This window comes from Butyrivibrio sp., assembly GCF_024699075.1.
The window spans coordinates 1-17928 of record NZ_JAILQF010000129.1; the positions used below are offsets into that span (position 1 = coordinate 1).

A 17928-nucleotide genomic window follows, 5' to 3' on the forward strand; every position below is an offset into this window, starting at 1 on the left:
TATCTGCGGGAGAAGAAAGGCATAGAGCATATTAGCGTATACGGACAGTCTATGGGTTCTATATTTGCCGTGCTTGTTGCGCAGTATATAGGAGGTATGGAAAACCTTATAATCGTCTCACCCACACATGTTCCGTTTGAAGGGACAGCGAAAGATAAAAAGACCATGACGGGAAGAAGTGTCGTCACTTTTAAAAACGAGGATATCCCTTTTGTAAGCGCTGATTTCAGTAAGATCAATGCAACGAAGTATTATAAGCATCCAGGCGCAGAATATAAGGTTATGGGAATGTGGATAGCCTATCATAATGCATATGAAGATGCAGAAGAAACAGAAAAAGCAATGTTGCATGTGGAAAAAACAGGCTCAAGAGTTTTGCTCATTGCAGGGCATGAAGATGAAGCATGGCCGGCAGAGTATTCTGTTCGTGAGATAGAAAAGAATCTTAAAAAAACCGGATACGAAAAAGATGTTAAGGTTATCGTATATCCTCATGGCAGTCATTTGAATGGTCTTATGCCCAACAGGGATCGTGAGAAAAAACTTTACCGGATGATACCTATTATAGGATTAATGTACAAGACCTTCGGAAAGCATCGAAAAGACAATTTAAGATACTTTGAGGAATCAGAGAAGGAAATTATTGATTGGATCATGCTTTAAATTGGAATTGAAAAATTACAGTAAAACTTATAAATAAATATCAGGTAGAAAGAGGTATATATGAATTATCAGGATATAAATGCAGAAACCATCGATAGATGGATTGAAGAAGGCTGGGAATGGGGAATACCGCTTAGCCATGAAGAATATGTAAATGCGACAAATGGAAAATGGGACGTTAAGCTTACACCAACTAAATTTGTGCCACACGATTGGTTTGGAAATCTAAAGGGCAAGAAAATACTTGGACTTGCAAGCGGCGGAGGTCAGCAGATGCCTATTTTTGCAGCGTTGGGTGCTGAATGCACAGTATTGGACTATTCAGAGAAGCAGATAGAAAGTGAAAGAATTGTGGCGCAGCGCGAAGGCTATAACATTCGGATTATCAGAGGCGATATGACCAAGAGATTGCCTTTTGAGGATGGGGAGTTCGATCTGATTTTCCATCCTGTATCTAATTGTTATGTAAAAGAGGTAAAACCAATTTGGAAAGAGTGCTTCAGAGTCTTAAAGGCAGGAGGAATACTACTTTCTGGAGTTGATCACTACATTAACTACATAGTCGATGATGAGGAAAAAGAGATTGTGAACAGCCTTCCTTTTGACCCACTGACTAATGAAGAGCAAAGAAAACAGTTAGAAGAAGCTGATTGCGGAATGCAGTTTTCGCATTCTCTTGAAGAACAGATTGGTGGGCAGCTTGAAGCAGGATTTACTCTTCTTGATCTGTATGAAGATACCAACGGAGAAGGGCGTCTTCATGAACTTAGCATACCTACATTTTTAGCTATGCGTGCCATTAAGAAAGTTGGTAGGTAGTCTGGGGCTGTTAGCATAAAGGAAGTTTTAAATCAGAGTTTTTACTTACTAAAACAAAATAATAATCAGGGTTTAACTAAAAAAGCTTCGGATATTATCCGAAGCTTTTTAAAGCAAAACAAATATTAAATTAGAGATGCAACGCATTTCTTAACGTCAGCCATAGAAGCTGTTGGCTCGAATCTTGCTACAACTTCACCCTTGCGATCAACAATGAACTTTGTGAAGTTCCACTTGATGTTAGGGTTGTTCTTATAGTCCTTATCGATTGTCTTAAGCATAGCGCTCATAGCAAGTGCCTTAGCACCCTTGCCAAATCCTTCGAAGCCCTTCTGACTCTTAAGATATTCAAATAAAGGAAGCTGATTATCACCGTTTACGTCAGACTTTTTCATCTGAGGGAACTGAGTGTTGTACTTAAGTGTGCAGAATTCATGGATATCTTCATCAGAACCTGGGGTCTGGCCTGCAAACTGGTTGCAAGGAACATCGACGATCTCAAATCCCTGATCATGAAATTCCTCATAGATATTTTCGATATCTTCGTACTGAGGTGTAAAGCCGCATCCGGTTGCTGTATTAACAACCATTACAACCTTACCTTCAAAATCCTTCATTGATATTTCTTCACCCTTTGTGTTTGGTACACTGTAATCATAGAATCCCATTTTAGTTCTCCTATCTGCGGCCATAAGCGCGCGAAATAAATTAATGGCAAAATATTTATCGGTTTATTTTGCTTTATCATCCATTACCATAATGCAATTATATTGTGTGCAATTTAAAATGTCAATATTTTTTCACACTTAATTTAAATAGTATTTTGGATAAAGTCTGACTGAGAATTGGTGCTATTTTACAACCTGATTCAAGAGCTGATTGTCTAAAACCTAAAAAGAGTAACGTTTTGTTTGTCAGATAGTATATGTTCACTGTATAATGTAAATGCTAAATTATGAGGAAATAGTCTATGTCTAATTATATTGTTTTTGACCTTGAGTGGAATCAGGGTCAGACTGTAAGGGAGCAGGAACTTAAAGAGCTTCCTTTTGAAATAGTTGAAATAGGTGCAGTCAGGCTTAATGAAGACCGTGTAGAGACCGGTACTTTTTCAAGGCTTATACATCCCCAGGTTTATGAGACTATGCATCAGATTACAGGTAAGATAATACATCTTACTATGGATGATCTAAAGGATGCAGATCCATTTACTACTGTGATCGCTGACTTTCTCGAATGGTGCGGAGAAGATCCGATATTTTGCAGTTGGGGAACGCTCGACCTACCTGAACTTCAGCGCAATATGGATTATTATGATCTGGACCCGCTTTCTGACGGACCGATTGAGTTCATGGATGTGCAGAAGCTTTTTTCGCTTGCATATGAAGATGGTAAATCCCGCAGGTCCTTGGAATATGGAATAGATTTTTTGGAGCTTGATAAGGATCAGGCTTTCCACAGAGCTTTATCAGATGCCAAGTATACAGCAAGTATATTCCAGACTATACCTGATAAGTTCCTTCGTTACGTTTCTTTTGATAATTATGTTACTCCCAAGGATAAGCGTCAGGAGATACATATTGTATTTGATAATTATGCCAAATATATTTCGAGAGAGTTTGCAGACAAGGAAGAGCTTCTTAAGGATCCGGAAGTCATAAGTACAAGGTGCTATCTGTGCCACAAGAATCTTCGCCGCAAGATAAGATGGTTTACACCAAATGGAAAGCACTATTATGCCCTTTCTCAGTGTCCAAAGCACGGCTTTATGAAATCCAAAGTCAGGGTCAAAAAAGCTGAAGATGGCGGCTACTATGCTGTTAAGACCAGCAAATTTGTTGATGCAGACGGTGTTCAGGATATAAGGCAGAAGCAGCTAAGAGCCAAGGCACATTCAAGACGCGTTAAAAAGAATAGAGAGGCTGATAATACAAAGTGACCACCATTTTGTATTATCTCTTCTTTGGCTTTTTATAAGTAAGTTTGTGCTGCTTTAGCATCTTCTGTCTTCTTTTGTATCTTCTTCTTTCCTTAGGATCATTGCCAGCGTAGTGAAGTGATCTGATAAAAGCAGACAGGTTCATTATTATGATGGCGCTTCCTGCTATGCTAGAAACAATGATAATAATAAGCTTTACGTTAACATAGATGGACTGCTTTATTGAAGGCTCGTCATCCGAGGACGTGTTCGAAAAAGAGAAGGACGTCTGATAACTGCTTGTCATAACCCTTGCCGAACCAACGCTTACACCGTTATATGAATAGTTTACAACAGCAATGGTGCCTGATGGCTGCCCTGAAACATCAGTATCTACAACCGAGGTGCAATCATTAATTGAAGCGGTTATAGGAAGTATGATACTGTCATCATCGTTCCATTCGATAACATTTCCTGAGTATCCGAATATATCATTTTCTGAGGAAAAAAAGCTTGTGTCTTCAGGAATGTAATAGTTATCATTTTCGGACACATTTACTATCTGGAAGTTATTAAAGCCGTAATCAAAGAGTGTTGTCGTATCTGTAAACTGATAAGGTGATTCTTCTTTTAATACAACACATACAAGCTTCATTCCGTTTCTGGATGCGCAGGTTACGAGAGTCTCTCTGGCTTCTCCGGTGTAACCTGTTTTACCTCCAAGAATTCCATCATATGAGATTTCACCATTGATAAGTTTATGCTTATTGGTTATATAGAAATCATCCGGCTGTGTATCAGTTGCTGTAAAGTGGTATCTTGCTGTATTGCCGATACTTGATAAGAGTTCATTTGAAAAGAAGGCAGCAGCTATAAGCGCAAGGTCATGGGCGCTTGTATAGTGGTCTTCGTCAAAGAGGCCGTTGGCATTTACAAAATGTGAATGTGTGCAGCCAAGTTCACTGGCTCTTTGGTTCATAAGATCCGCAAAGTCATCAAGTGATCCTGCAACATGCTCTGCTACAGCATTGGCGCATTCGTTGGCAGATCCGACCATTATTCCGTAGAGGCACTGTTCAAGTGTCATAGACTCACCGGCATCTATTCCTATATTAGAACCATCGCTTGGAACAGAATGAACTGCTTCGTAAGAGAAGGTTACTGTATCATTCATGTCAGCATTTTCTGCAGCCAGAAGACAGGTAAGAATTTTAGTCGTGCTTGCAGGATAGAGCTCTTCATCAATATTTTTGGCATATAGGATGGTACCTGTATTAACTTCAAGTAAAATTGCAGCTTCAGCGCCTATAGCAGGTCCTTCGGGCCAGTTGTCAGTGTTGTTGGACTGAATCTCAAGTGTCTTTCTTTGCTCCATTTCTGCAGTATAATCGGTTGCTGCGTATGAAGGAATAAAAGATGAAGTAAATGCTATGAGCAAGGCTGCAATGAAGGTACCTATACGAAGTACTATCGGTTTATTAATTTCTTTTTTCTTATAATAATAAAAATCAGAAAACATTATCTATCTGACCTTTCGTTATGCTATATTGTGCCTAAAATCGCAATGTTCACGAATAGGCAATAATTTGTACACTAAATAAGTTTGACATATACTAGTAAAATTATACATAATAGTTGGTGAGTTTGAAAGTATAGAAAGTTATTAGTAGTAAGGAAATGTAATAATTATGCGACTTAGAAACATACCCGGTGCGCGTGAAAAAATAGCTGAAAACGAATGGTCCATTAAAGAACCTGAGAAAAATAAGGGAAAGTGGAACGAGGTTTTCGGCAACGACAACCCTATCCGTATTGAAGTTGGAATGGGCAAAGGCCGTTTTATAATGACACTTGCACAGGAAAATCCAAATGTTAACTATATTGGAATTGAGAAGTATTCAAGTGTTATGTTAAGAGGCCTTCAGAAACAGGAAGAGCTTCAGCTTCCCAATATCCGTTTTATCAGAATGGAAGCAGAGGTTCTTACAGAGGTTTTTGGTAAGGGCGAAATCGACAGGATATATCTTAACTTTTCAGATCCATGGCCTAAGGACAGACATGCCAAGAGACGTCTTCCTTCAAGAGAATTTCTTCACAGATATGATGAGATCCTGAAAAAAGACGGAGTGGTTGAATTCAAGACTGATAATACAGATCTTTTTGCATTCGCACTTGAAGAAGTAGAGCCTGCCGGATGGCATTTGGACAAGGTAACACATGATCTTCATAATGATCCTGTTATGAATGAGGGGAACGTCATGACAGAATATGAAGAGAAGTTTTCATCTATGGGGAACCCTATCTGCAAGTATATTGTTAGCAGATGAGTTTTTGGGAGAGGACATATGGCAGATAAGATTTATAACATCGGTGACTACAAAAAAGATGAAACAGTAAGTGATGATTCAAGTAATCTTTCATCACCTAAAACTGTGCAGCACAGAACTCCTTATGTAAGGCCTGATGAAATGAATCCTGATGACATTCAGATTGAGGATCCTATGAATTTCCTTACTTCTGAAGAGAAGCAGGAGTATATTAAAGCGCATCAGGAAGCATTACTTAAGTCAAGAACAGCCAATGAAGTAAGACAGGAATATAGTAATAGTCAAGGTGTGCAGTACAGAGCAAGGAGAGCGAGTAACCAGGGCCCGTATCAGGAAGATCCGGGTTATGCCTACAGGAATAGCTATAATGATCAGCCCAATGGACAGAATAGTCAGTATCAGGGATCTGGATACAGCAATCAGCTAAATGGTCAGTACCAAGGATCAGGATATGGTGATCAGGCAAATGGCCAGTACCAAGGATCAGGATATAGTGATCAGCAAGGCCGGAACTATGATGACGGATATGGTGATGACTATTATGACGAATATAATGGACCTGATGACCAGGGTTTTGCCCAGGATGGCTATTATAATGATCAGGCAGGATATCAGCAGGGATATTCTGATGAAATGTATCAGGACCAGGCTGATTATGAGGAATACGAAGAGGATATGGAAGGTGATAATGACAAGATGGCCATCATCACCAAGGTTCTTGCAGGAGTTACCGCGCTTCTCATAATAGTTATAGCTATAATGTTTGTCTTTAATAAGGTCAATGATCCGGCAAAAGAGGATGAAGCAGGCGATGAGTTTGCATATACAACTGACAGTTCTGTATCACAGGAGACAGATTCAGATTCACAGACAGCTGAAGAGACTGTATCAGGAACAACTGTATATACAACAAGCGGACTTAATTTAAGAACATCACCTGAAAAGACAGATTCCAACAAGGCAATGTCTGTAGAAGCCGGAACAGAGCTTACTCTTGTAGGCGAAGAGAACGGCTGGGCCAAGGTTTATTATCAGGGCAATTATTACTATTGTTCAAAATCATATCTTTCAGAAACAAAGTAAGTTGTAAAATGGAACAACTTATGGTGCCTTTTGGAAAATGGTCAAAACTACAATAGAAAATTAATTTATACGTAAAAACGTTAGCCAGATAAATACGAAATTTGGCTAAATTAGTGTTTTTATCGATACTTAAGGCAATGAATTAATCAGAATAACATTTCAGCACTTTTATACATTGTCACAAAATAAGGAATAGAATATTATTAATGAGGACAGAAACGGAGGCAGAGTTACTGCCTCCGTTTTAATGCGAATGATAACGCATGTTTTACTAGTGTTAACTATTTACAAGGGTATTATCAGTTAAGAAGAGTGTGACCTTATGAAGATAGGAATTTTTGATTCGGGTTTTGGCGGTCTTTCGGTATTGCATGAAGCTTACCACAGACTTGGTCAGGCAGAATATCTTTTTTATGCAGATCTTGACCATGTTCCATATGGACTCAAGACTCCGGAGCAGATCAAAGAGTATACAAGAAATATAACGAGATTCCTTATTGATAAGGGAGCTGAGGCTATTGTTATTGCCTGCAATACTGCAACAGCAGTAGCAGTAGAGACTTTAAGAAGTGAGTTTGATCTTCCTATACTTGGAATGGAGCCGGCTGTAAAGCCTGCAGTTGAAGAGACTTCCTCCAAAAAGCGAATCCTTGTCATAGCTACACCTGTGACAATAAGGGAGAAGAAACTGTCTCACCTTCTTGAAAGAGTTGACGAGGATCACAGGGTTGATCTTCTTGCCATGCCACATCTTGTAACCTTTGCTGAAAATGAGCAGTTTGAAGGAAGCGAAGTTGACGAGTATATCCATGAACAGTTTGCATCCTTTGATTTATCCAAATATCAGGCCCTGGTACTTGGGTGCACTCATTTTAACTACTTTAAGCCGTCATACATAAAGGCATTTGGCAAGGATATTCTCCTTATAGATGGTAATGTAGGAACTATAAGGCATCTGGCTGATGTCTGCGGACTCCCCTACAATGAAAAAGGCAATGATGTAGTTACATTTTCAGATACGGAAAATATGCTTCATGATATAGAAACACAATATTTTGTGTCTGGTAATCCGATAACCGAAAAAAATCTACTAAATCATGTTCTTCGCATGCATAACAGGCTGGAAGCGGTTCGAGAGCTGTAAAAGCGGGCATGTATGGGTAGTGGTTGTCATAATTTTGTGCATAATTACACGCAATAAAGTGTATTTACCTACTTGAAAATACCTACATTTTGTATTAACATTTATTTATGAACACAATATATAGTAATTAGATATCCATTCAAGATAGTTTTACTTTATATTTTCCAAATTTTTTCAAGAAAAGTTTTTTTCCAAAGGAACATAACAGCATGAATTGATCAGGCGGGTGTTTTGGGACCGCGCTAGGGACTGATTCGGCTTTTTGTGCTGTAAATTGATAAATTAGAATTAGGAGGGGCTCCATGAAAATCATTAAAAGGAGTGGTGAAGAGGTTATATTCGATGGTGGCAAGATTATTGCGGCTATTAAGAAGGCTAATCTTACAGTCACTGAGGATAAGCGTCTTTCAGATGAGGATATCATCCGCATAGAGAGGGATGTTGAGGCTAAATGTAATAATCTTACACGTGCAGCTAACGTCGAGGAGATCCAGGATCTTGTAGAGAATGCTCTTATGGATGCCGGCAACAAAGATGTTGCCCGTAAGTACATAACATATCGTTATCAGCATGCTCTTATGCGTAAGTCTAATACAACTGACGATAAGATCATGTCACTTATTGAGTGCAATAACGAGGAAGTCAAGCAGGAGAATTCCAACAAGAATCCTACAGTTAACAGCGTACAGCGTGATTACATGGCAGGCGAAGTAAGCCGTGATATCACAAGACGTTTCCTTCTTCCTCCTGAAGTTGTAAAGGCTCATGAAGAGGGAATAATCCACTTCCATGATTCAGACTACTTTGCACAGCACATGCATAACTGCTGTCTTGTTAACCTTGATGATATGCTGCAGAATGGAACAGTTATTTCTGAGACTCTTATAGAGCCTCCAAAGAGCTTTTCAACAGCATGTAATATCGCAACTCAGGCTATAGCACAGATCGCAAGTTCACAGTATGGTGGACAGTCTATCACACTTTCACATCTTGTACCTTTTGTAGATGTAAGCCGTCAGAAATTCCGCAAGCAGGTTCGCATGGAACTTGAGCAGGCCGGAATCGATACTACAGAAGAGAAGATCAATGAAATAGCTGAGATGCGTGTCCGCAAGGAGATCAAGGATGGTGTTCAGGAGATCCAGTACCAGGTTATCACTCTTATGACTACCAACGGACAGGCTCCTTTCATCACAGTATTCATGTATCTTGATGAAGTTCCTGAAGGTCAGCTTCGAGATGATCTTGCAGCAGTTATAGAAGAGATGCTCAAGCAGCGTATTCAGGGTGTCAAGAACGAGAAGGGTGTTTATATTACACCTGCTTTCCCTAAGCTTATATATGTTCTTGATGAGGATAATGTAACTCCTGATTCCAAGTACTGGAACCTTACACAGCTTGCTGCAAAGTGTACAGCAAAGCGTATGGTACCTGATTATATCTCTGGCAAAAAAATGCGCGAGTATAAGAACGGTGATGTATATCCATGCATGGGTTGCAGATCTTTCCTTACTCCTGATACAGAAGGCCTTGCAGAGGATGGAAGCCATAAGTATTATGGACGTTTCAACCAGGGCGTTGTAACTATCAACCTTGTTGATGTTGCATGTTCATCAGGTCAGGATGAAGATAAGTTCTGGAAGCTTATGGAAGAGAGAACAGAGCTTTGTTATAAAGCACTTATGTGCAGACATAACAGACTTCTTGGAACACCTTCTGATGTTGCTCCTATTCTCTGGCAGTTCGGTGCCCTTGCAAGACTTAAAAAGGGTGAGACAATAGATAAGCTTTTGTTTAACAACTACTCAACAATAAGTCTTGGATATGCCGGTCTTTATGAATGTACCAAGTTCATGAAGGGTGTATCACATACAGATGAGCAGGGCAAAGAGTTCGCACTTAAGGTAATGCAGTTCCTTAATGATAAGTGTTCAAAGTGGAAGGCTGAGACTAACATTGCATTCTCACTTTACGGAACACCTCTTGAATCAACAACTTATAAATTTGCAAAATGTCTGCAGAAGAGATTTGGAATTATTCCAGGTGTTACGGACAAGAACTATATTACAAACAGCTACCACGTACATGTATCTGAGAAGATTGATGCCTTCTCAAAGCTTAAGTTTGAGTCAGAGTTCCAGGCATTATCACCAGGCGGAGCTATCAGCTATGTAGAAGTTCCTAACATGATGGACAACATCGATGCGGTTCTTTCTATTATGCAGTACATATATGAGAACATCATGTATGCAGAGCTTAATACCAAGTCAGACTACTGCCAGTGCTGCGGTTATACGGGAGAGATCCAGATCGTCAATGACGAGGATGGAAAACTTGTATGGGAGTGCCCGAACTGTGGTAACAGAAATCAGGACAAGATGAATGTTGCAAGACGTACCTGCGGCTACATCGGAACTCAGTACTGGAACCAGGGAAGGACCCAGGAGATCAAGGAAAGAGTTCTTCATGTATCTAATGAAACTCTTGTACCTGAGGCAGAAGAGATAGCTGAAACAGTTAATGTTTAATCTAAAAAACTGTGAATAAAAGAGGCGTTCACAGTAAAAAACGCTAATTACCGGGATGGTTGAAAGATACAGGCTCGGTATGGAATCAGCGGTATGGGGAAGCATGAGGCCGGATGTATATCCGGCCTCATGTACGTATATGAGGATATAACATGAATTACGGACAGATAATCAAAAATGATGTTGCAAATGGTATAGGATGCAGAACCTCTCTTTTTGTATCAGGCTGCACGCATCACTGCAAGGGCTGCTTTAACGAGATGACCTGGGATTTTGAATACGGACTTAAGTTCACAAAGGCAGTAGAAGACGACATTATTGAGTCACTTAAGCCTGCATATATTGCAGGTATTACAGTGCTTGGCGGTGAACCTATGGAGCTTAAGAACCAGGAAGTTTTAAGACCTTTCCTTGAGAGGATCAAAAAAGAGGTTCCAAAAGCTACTATATGGATATATTCAGGTTATGTATGGGAAGAACTGACAGATCCTGACAATAAGAGATGCCACGGCGATGATACAGAGCCTATTTTATCAATGCTTGATATACTTGTGGATGGAGAGTTCGTCCTTGCAAAGAAAGACATGATGCTAAGATTTAAAGGCTCAAGCAATCAAAGAATAATAGATGTTCAGAAAACCCTTAAGGAAGGTAATATAGTATTGTCAGAATACAATAACTGAAAGCTGTTATGTCAGCACGTATCTTTACTAGTGCACGAATGAACTTTAAGCAGGAAGCTCCGACTTCTATAAGTAGGAGTAGTTCACGCTGTGTAAGGTTTCACTAAAACAAATTAAATATTATTGTATATTTTACAAGGTACACGAAAAGCTCCTTATGTGATATGATAGTAAGCGCTTACAAAAGCAGTTTCAAACGTCTTTGATATCGTAAGATGTAAGAGGTTACTTTTTAACATATCTCAAGGGAGCTTATAATGGATAGAAATAAAACAATCAGTATGTTAAATGAATATGTGGATATGCTTATGGAAAAGTCAGACCCAGAGCATCCCATGTGGAATATTGAGAAGATATTAGGCGGTAAGCCCAATAAATGGAACTATATTGATGGCTGTATGGTAACAAGCTTCCTTAATCTTTACGAAATAAGTGGCGATGAGAAGTATCTTAATTTTGCGGATAATTTTCTTGGCTGGTATGTAAATGAAGACGGATCTATAAAGACTTACAGTATAGATGAGTACAATCTTGACAATGTTAACAGTGCTACATGTCTTTTTAAGCTTTATGATCTTACAGGTAAAGAGAAATATCGCAAAGCCATGGACACTGTAATGAAGCAGCTTGAAACAATGCCTCGTACTAAAGAAGGTAATTTCTGGCACAAGAAAATATATCCTTATCAGGTATGGCTTGATGGCCTTTATATGGCACAGCCTTTCTATATGGAATACGAAAGAAGATATGGATCTATCGAGGGCTGTAAGGACAGCTTCAAGCAGTTTCATACTGTTGAGAAGTATATGAAGGATCCTGTAACAGGCCTTTACTTCCATGGATATGATGAAAGCAAACAGATGTATTGGGCTGATAAAGAGACTGGATGTAGTCCTAATTTCTGGCTCCGTGCACTTGGATGGTTTACAGCAGCACTTGTTGATGTATGTGAGGCAGCAGGTGATGAGCTTGTAGAAGAGCAGGAGTATCTTCACAAACTTTTAGAAAATCTTGTTGAAGCTCTTATTAAGTATCAGGATAAGAGCGGATTATTCTATGATATTGTCAATCTTCCGGACGATGAAAGAAACTATCTTGAGACTTCAGGAACTGCACTTATATCCTATGCAATTCTTAAGGGAACAAGACTTGGCTATATCGATGAAAAGTACAGAGAATATGGCGTTAGAGCCTTCGATGGTATGGTAGAAAAGTACCTTGGAAGAAATGAAGATGGAACACCAAGACTTGGTGGAATATGCCTTGTGTCAGGACTTGGCGGAAACCAAAGAAGAGATGGATCACTTGAGTATTACTTCTCTGAGCCAGTAGTAGAGAATGAAGCTAAGGGTGTTGGTCCTCTTATATATGCATATACTGAACTCGTTAGATCAGAATATTCCAAAGTAATGGTATAAGATCACACATAAAAAGGGCAGGCTCAAAGGCCTGCCCTTTATATATTGATTAATCTTCGTGGAAGTAACTTATTGTATCCATCATTTCTGTAGCAAGAACCTTAAGGTCTTCAGCAGCCTGAGTGATTATTGTGAAGGTAGCATTTAATTCTTCCATAGATGCATTGGTTTCCTGAGTTGCTGCAGCATTTTCTTCAGATATAGCAGAGAGATCAGAGATTATCTCCATAAGGCTTATCTTGGCTGTATTAAGTTCTTTGATCCTGTCTGTGATGCTGCTTGTCTCTCTGGATACGTTACCTACGTTTTCAGACATGTTATGCATGTCATTCTTGGTAGAATCAAGATATTCAGACTGTTGTCCAAATTTTTCATTAAGAGTCTGCATAACTTCAACAGATTCCTGAGCATCAATAAGGAGCTGTTCAACAATCTTTTTGATCTTTTCTGCAGAATCGCTACTCTGAACTGCAAGCTGACCAATCTCGGTAGCAACAACTGCAAAGCCTTTTCCTGCTTCACCTGCTCTTGCAGCTTCTATAGAAGCATTAAGAGAAAGGAGGTTGGTCTGGGATGCAATATCTGTAATAGCTTCTGAAAATTCTGAAATTGCATTTGCAGATTCGTTAGTGGATTCAATAGTCTTGCCAATTTCCTTTACAGATTCATGAACTTCTGTACTCTGATCTATAAGCTTTTCAAGAGCATCCATTGCCTTGTCACAGGATACCTTCATTTCTTCTGCATAGCTGTCGAGCTGGTTAACATTATCTGTGATTATATCGATATCGCTTCCTATGTTCTCTGTATCCTTGGCAGCATCCTGAATGCTTTCTGCCTGTGAGATAGCACCTTTAGCGATCTCGCCTACAGCATCTGTTACCTGATTAGAAGCTTCGCTTGCATTGCTTGCTGAATCGTGAAGTGAATTGCCGGATGCATTAAGATCACTTGACATACGCTTGGTATTCTTGATGACATCGACAAGCTTTTCATCAATGTGATGAACACTCTCTGCGATATTGCCAAGTTCATCACGTCTTTCTATGGCACTGGTATTGACTTTGACACTAAGGTTACCACTTGCAAGTGATACAAGTTCATTTGCTATGCCGTTCATGATAGCAGAGATCTTTCTGGCAATAAGGAATCCTATAACAATAACTATAATGATGCATCCAAGTGCGAATAATAACATTACTGTTGCAGCATGCCTCTTGGCTGCTACTACATCAGATACAAGTCTTGCGGTAGAAACCATTCCCTGACAGCTTCCATCTGAGTTGTACATTGGTATGTAGTAAATATCATAATGTGTGCCTTCAACTTCAATGTCCTCGGCATAGTATTCTTCTCCATTATTGACGACGATATTTACAACTTCTGAATCTGCGGTAGTACCTACATTACGATTACCCGAAGAATCTGTCATAGTACAAAGGACTCTTGTATCCATATAAAAGAGGGTATACTCAATGCCGGTCTTATCGTGAATATGATCAAGAGCATCGTAATTTTCAGATATAACAGTTTCACCTTTATAAAGGGTAGAAGTATCTGAGTCATAAGACCAGTCGCCTTCATATGCATAGTCATAAATATCCTGGAGCATATGAGAAGTTGCGGCAAGCTCTTCTCTGGTCATATCTTCGTATGCTGCGTCAATCAGGCGTACACCGATGATAGTAAGGATAATAGCTACAACTGTTGTAGAAGCTATGGCAATCAGGATAATCCGGTTAATGAGCTTTTGATTTCTCTTTTTTTCTTTCATATTACCTCCATAAGTGCCTACTGAATCTGAATAGCCAAATGCACATTAAATACATATTCTGTAAATTGTTTCAGGAAGTTATGGCATGCTGTCACCTTCGCTCCCAAATGATCCTTGTGATATATTGGCAATAATTAAATGCGTGAACAAATAGAACCAATAGTAATATCGGCAGATTTGAGGATAATTAAAACCTTTAAACACTAATAAATTAAAAAATCCTATAACCCCCAATACAATCTATATTTTTCTTAATACAAGTGGGAAGTTTGAGAATATAAGGATTATTTTTGCGCATAACAAAAGAGACGATTAACATCGTCTCTTTTGTTAAAACTTAATCTCCGAAAACGGTGATCATATTTTCTTTGGTTCTCTGTCATACAATCCAGCAGTCACACTACCTTCTCTTGACGTCCTACCTGATTCCCAATCCGAATGAAGCAAAGGCCATTCTTATATGAATCAGAAAATACAATCTGACATTTCATTTACAGGTCCAAGTGAAGCATATGCCACTTTTTCTCTGTTAATGCCGTTCCGTTTGTATTAAGTAACTTTAATATAACAGATAAAAATATAATTTTCAATCACTTTTATAAAAAAAGTTATATTGTCTGTATATTCAGTTTAATCATTACAATATACTGTAAACTTAAAATATTGAAATGAATATTTCAGATATATTGTGGCGACAAAATATCAAAACACTATATATTGTGCTTTGAATTGTCAGACAATTATAAAATGGGAGGTGATAATATCAGAAAGCTTCTTATATAATGGGCAAATAGAAAACCCACCGTATGGCAAGTACGGTGGGTTTCAGGTAGGAGATTTACAGACTATGTTTGTTGGCGATACGGATTGGCAAGATCCGTGCCCTGGCAGGGGCTTGTTGGCTACACTCAGAAGTGTTAGCCATCGCTAACGATATTTATATTAGCATATGCTAACATCTTATGCAAGTGTTTTTTTGAATTTTATTAAAAATTTTTTGTCATTACGAATTTCGCTAACATCATGTCGCTCAAAATTGTACGAAAAGTTGTTGCGTGCATGCATCTTGTAACGTACAATATTATTAGCAGAATTCTTATGTCGGATAGAATGATTGAGTGATTGTTTGGGGACATGATAACAGTCACAATGATAATTCTTTCAGACTCTTAAATTGTAATTCATTTACAGAGGGAGGTATCTTATGAGTGAAGAAATGACCTATGTAACCAGCAATAATCTCCAGGAAATGCAAGATTATCTTAAAGAACATGTTGATGATTATTCACTCAGAGACATGGCAGATCGATTTGCTATGTCACAGACCAACCTCCAGACTCATTTCATGGATGAATATGGCATGTCTATTTACAGTTATCTAAGGACCCTTTGTGATGATGGTAAATAAGGCATAAATGCAGATAATATAAGCTGTATCAGTTGACAGGAGTAAGACTTAATCAGAGAATGTAAAAGGGGAGCAGATTAATTTCTGCTCCTTTTTAAAAAGAAATAATAGTGATAAAGTCAGTTTTTTATAAAAGAACTAATGATTATAAAGTCAGTTTTTTTATAAAAATCAATAGTGATAAAGTGTATCTATTATAAAATAACTATAGAAATAATAAAGTATAGCATTGCAAAAATAATAACGTATAAGAGAATAACAGTCCATGAGAAGAAGTAATGAGATCACAGTAAAAGTACATATGAACGTAGCAGATAATGAGCCCTTGGTTCTTCATGCCTTAAAAGGCAAAAAGCTTCTGGATCTTCTCAGGGACAATGATATAAGGATAGATAGTCCCTGCTCCGGGTCAGGGACCTGCGGCAAGTGCAGAGTCAGATTCCTTGATGAGAATGCACGGATAACTACAGCAGATATGAGGCATATATCCAAGGAAGACCTTGAAAAAGGCTATCGTCTTGCATGTATGAGTATGCTCACGTCTGATGCCGAGATATGTATAAATAGCTTTGATGAAAATAATATAGAAGTTCTTGGAGCAGGCACAGATTTAAGGAAAAAAGCTGATAAGTATAAAAAGTATGGAATTGGTATAGATATAGGTACGACTACTCTTGCAGCTGCACTTATAGAACTTCCATGTGATATCACTACTGATATGCATAAAGCTTCTGATTTGCATAGATCTAATGATACGAATAAGTCTTCTGATATGTATAACACTTCTAAGAATGGATCTTCTGATATACTTAAATCTTCTAGTGAAGATCCAGATTCTGATAAGAAGAAAGGCTTTAATAAAGAAAAGATACAGGGTTTTGAATTTGAAGACAGTATCATAGGAGTAGCAACAGGTATAAATCATCAAAGAAGTTATGGGACTGATGTTATATCCAGAATAAAGGCTTCCAAAGATAAGAAAAGAAGACTTCAGGAGCAAATACAGACTGATATAGAAAATCTTATAAGGGAGCTGCTTATAAAAACAGGCTGCAGCATCTCGCAGATAACAGGTATAGCGATAGCCGGTAATACTACGATGCTGCATCTTTTAAGGGGATATGACTGCGAATCTCTGGGAGTATATCCATATACCCCTGTAAATATTGATGCTGAGTATCTTAAACTCAAAGATATATGTCCATCTGTAAATAAAGGAAAGAAAGCATATATAAATGATATACCTGTTACCATAATGCCTGGATTTAGCGCCTTTGTTGGTGCAGATATATTATCAGGTCTTTATGCGCAGCATCCGTTTAAGGATCACCCTGAATTTCTTTTCCTGGATCTTGGGACAAATGGTGAGATGGCAGCAGGAGAAGGGGATAAGCTTTATATTACCTCGACGGCAGCAGGCCCTGTGTTTGAAGGTGGCGGCATAAGGTACGGAATTCCGGGAATACCGGGAGCGATATCCGGAGCATTCTTTAAAGACGGCAAACTCCACATAACAACCATAGGAGATGAAAGGCCTATAGGGATATGCGGGACTGGTGTTCTTGAAATTGTCAGTGCTCTGATAAGAGAAGGGATCATTGATAAGACGGGCCTTTTACAAAAAGAATATTTTGAAAGCGGGTATCCGGTCTGCAAGGCAGAAGATGGAAGTGATATCGTAATAACACAAAATGATATACGCCAGGTTCAGATGGCTAAGGCAGCCGTTAATGTGGCTCTTCAGATGATATATGAAAAGATGAAGAGTAAGGCATCTGACATAACAGGTCTAAAGGCCCTTAATCTCAAAAATGCTGATAACAGGGATGATCTTCAAAAGGCTTATAAGGAAAAAGATATAAAGCCTTATGTTATAATATCAGGCGGATTTGGGGTTAAATTATCTTTGAACAGGATAAAGGAACTGAAAATGTTCCCGGATTGCATCACTGAAAATGGAGATAATATATATATAGCCGGAAATACATCACTAAAGGGATGCGTAAGGTACTTGTGTATTGAAGCTTTATATGGTACAAAGATAGCCCGGGAAGCTCTAAATGTGATTCAAAAAAGCGCACAAGAAGTTGAGCTGTCTCAGGATGATGCTTTTAGTGACATGTACTATGAGGCTATGAATTTTTAAAAAAGCAGTGTTTTTGA

General features: G+C 38.6%; 14 protein-coding genes. 11 read left to right on the forward strand and 3 right to left on the reverse strand.

The features are described from left to right. On the forward strand, nt 1-663 hold a 663-nt coding region (locus K6G87_RS05045; protein ID WP_296834651.1), incomplete at its 5' end, for an acyl-CoA thioester hydrolase/BAAT C-terminal domain-containing protein. A gap of 60 nt (nt 664-723) precedes the next feature. Beyond that, nucleotides 724-1482 (forward strand): class I SAM-dependent methyltransferase, encoded by a 759-nt coding sequence (locus K6G87_RS05050; RefSeq protein ID WP_296834653.1) that lies wholly within the window; start codon nt 724-726, stop codon nt 1480-1482. 125 nt (nt 1483-1607) lie between these two features. Here the strand turns inward: K6G87_RS05050 and K6G87_RS05055 are convergent, their stop codons facing one another. Continuing rightward, complete coding sequence (locus tag K6G87_RS05055; RefSeq protein ID WP_296834655.1) at nt 1608-2150, reverse strand: glutathione peroxidase; 543 nt, start codon at nt 2148-2150, stop codon at nt 1608-1610. A 302-nt stretch (nt 2151-2452) separates the two neighbouring features. Here K6G87_RS05055 and K6G87_RS05060 point away from each other — a divergent pair, with 302 nt between their 5' ends. After that, nucleotides 2453-3421 carry a 3'-5' exonuclease gene (locus K6G87_RS05060; protein WP_296834656.1) on the forward strand — a complete coding sequence of 323 codons (969 nt, stop codon included), beginning with the start codon at nt 2453-2455 and terminating at the stop codon, nt 3419-3421. A gap of 13 nt (nt 3422-3434) precedes the next feature. Here the strand turns inward: K6G87_RS05060 and K6G87_RS05065 are convergent, their stop codons facing one another. Beyond that, nucleotides 3435-4919: a D-alanyl-D-alanine carboxypeptidase family protein gene (locus tag K6G87_RS05065; RefSeq protein WP_296834658.1), complete on the reverse strand. Its 1485-nt coding sequence runs from the start codon at nt 4917-4919 to the stop codon at nt 3435-3437. A 169-nt stretch (nt 4920-5088) separates the two neighbouring features. On the opposite strand from K6G87_RS05065, the gene trmB reads away from it, so the two are divergent. From trmB to K6G87_RS05095, 6 genes are all read left to right on the forward strand, one after another. Then, on the forward strand, nt 5089-5727 hold the full coding sequence (gene trmB / locus K6G87_RS05070; RefSeq protein ID WP_296834660.1) for a tRNA (guanosine(46)-N7)-methyltransferase TrmB: 639 nt from the start codon (nt 5089-5091) through the stop codon (nt 5725-5727). 18 nt (nt 5728-5745) lie between these two features. Continuing rightward, nucleotides 5746-6810 (forward strand): SH3 domain-containing protein, encoded by a 1065-nt coding sequence (locus K6G87_RS05075; RefSeq protein ID WP_296834662.1) that lies wholly within the window; start codon nt 5746-5748, stop codon nt 6808-6810. A gap of 322 nt (nt 6811-7132) precedes the next feature. Continuing rightward, nucleotides 7133-7954 carry a glutamate racemase gene (murI, locus tag K6G87_RS05080; protein ID WP_296834664.1) on the forward strand — a complete coding sequence of 274 codons (822 nt, stop codon included), beginning with the start codon at nt 7133-7135 and terminating at the stop codon, nt 7952-7954. Between the two features lie 302 nt (nt 7955-8256). Further along, the gene (nrdD, locus tag K6G87_RS05085; protein WP_296834666.1) at nt 8257-10482 is read left to right on the forward strand and encodes an anaerobic ribonucleoside-triphosphate reductase; all 2226 of its coding nucleotides are present in this window, start codon (nt 8257-8259) and stop codon (nt 10480-10482) included. Between the two features lie 152 nt (nt 10483-10634). Then, complete coding sequence (gene nrdG, locus K6G87_RS05090) at nt 10635-11165, forward strand: anaerobic ribonucleoside-triphosphate reductase activating protein (protein ID WP_296834667.1); 531 nt, start codon at nt 10635-10637, stop codon at nt 11163-11165. 257 nt (nt 11166-11422) lie between these two features. Beyond that, entirely contained in the window at nt 11423-12583 is a 1161-nt protein-coding gene (locus tag K6G87_RS05095; protein ID WP_296834669.1) for a glycoside hydrolase family 88 protein, read from the forward strand. A gap of 49 nt (nt 12584-12632) precedes the next feature. Here K6G87_RS05095 and K6G87_RS05100 read toward each other — a convergent pair whose 3' ends face one another. Beyond that, nucleotides 12633-14357 (reverse strand): methyl-accepting chemotaxis protein, encoded by a 1725-nt coding sequence (locus K6G87_RS05100; RefSeq protein WP_296834671.1) that lies wholly within the window; start codon nt 14355-14357, stop codon nt 12633-12635. Nucleotides 14358-15561: 1204 nt separating this feature from the next. On the opposite strand from K6G87_RS05100, the gene K6G87_RS05105 reads away from it, so the two are divergent. Continuing rightward, the gene (locus K6G87_RS05105; protein ID WP_296834672.1) at nt 15562-15765 is read left to right on the forward strand and encodes a hypothetical protein; all 204 of its coding nucleotides are present in this window, start codon (nt 15562-15564) and stop codon (nt 15763-15765) included. A gap of 265 nt (nt 15766-16030) precedes the next feature. Continuing rightward, entirely contained in the window at nt 16031-17911 is a 1881-nt protein-coding gene (locus K6G87_RS05110) for an ASKHA domain-containing protein (RefSeq protein WP_296834674.1), read from the forward strand. The last annotated feature ends 17 nt before the right edge of the window (nt 17912-17928 follow it).

Coding starts and splice junctions, on each gene's coding strand:
- K6G87_RS05075 (WP_296834662.1), top strand. CDS start 5,746: ATGGCAGATAAGATTTATAACATCGGTGACTACAAAAAAGATGAAACA.
- nrdG (WP_296834667.1), top strand. CDS start 10,635: ATGAATTACGGACAGATAATCAAAAATGATGTTGCAAATGGTATAGGA.
- K6G87_RS05110 (WP_296834674.1), top strand. CDS start 16,031: ATGAGAAGAAGTAATGAGATCACAGTAAAAGTACATATGAACGTAGCA.
- nrdD (WP_296834666.1), top strand. CDS start 8,257: ATGAAAATCATTAAAAGGAGTGGTGAAGAGGTTATATTCGATGGTGGC.
- murI (WP_296834664.1), top strand. CDS start 7,133: ATGAAGATAGGAATTTTTGATTCGGGTTTTGGCGGTCTTTCGGTATTG.
- K6G87_RS05095 (WP_296834669.1), top strand. CDS start 11,423: ATGGATAGAAATAAAACAATCAGTATGTTAAATGAATATGTGGATATG.
- K6G87_RS05105 (WP_296834672.1), top strand. CDS start 15,562: ATGAGTGAAGAAATGACCTATGTAACCAGCAATAATCTCCAGGAAATG.
- K6G87_RS05100 (WP_296834671.1), bottom strand. CDS start 14,357: ATGAAAGAAAAAAAGAGAAATCAAAAGCTCATTAACCGGATTATCCTG.
- K6G87_RS05065 (WP_296834658.1), bottom strand. CDS start 4,919: ATGTTTTCTGATTTTTATTATTATAAGAAAAAAGAAATTAATAAACCG.
- K6G87_RS05055 (WP_296834655.1), bottom strand. CDS start 2,150: ATGGGATTCTATGATTACAGTGTACCAAACACAAAGGGTGAAGAAATA.
- K6G87_RS05050 (WP_296834653.1), top strand. CDS start 724: ATGAATTATCAGGATATAAATGCAGAAACCATCGATAGATGGATTGAA.
- K6G87_RS05060 (WP_296834656.1), top strand. CDS start 2,453: ATGTCTAATTATATTGTTTTTGACCTTGAGTGGAATCAGGGTCAGACT.
- trmB (WP_296834660.1), top strand. CDS start 5,089: ATGCGACTTAGAAACATACCCGGTGCGCGTGAAAAAATAGCTGAAAAC.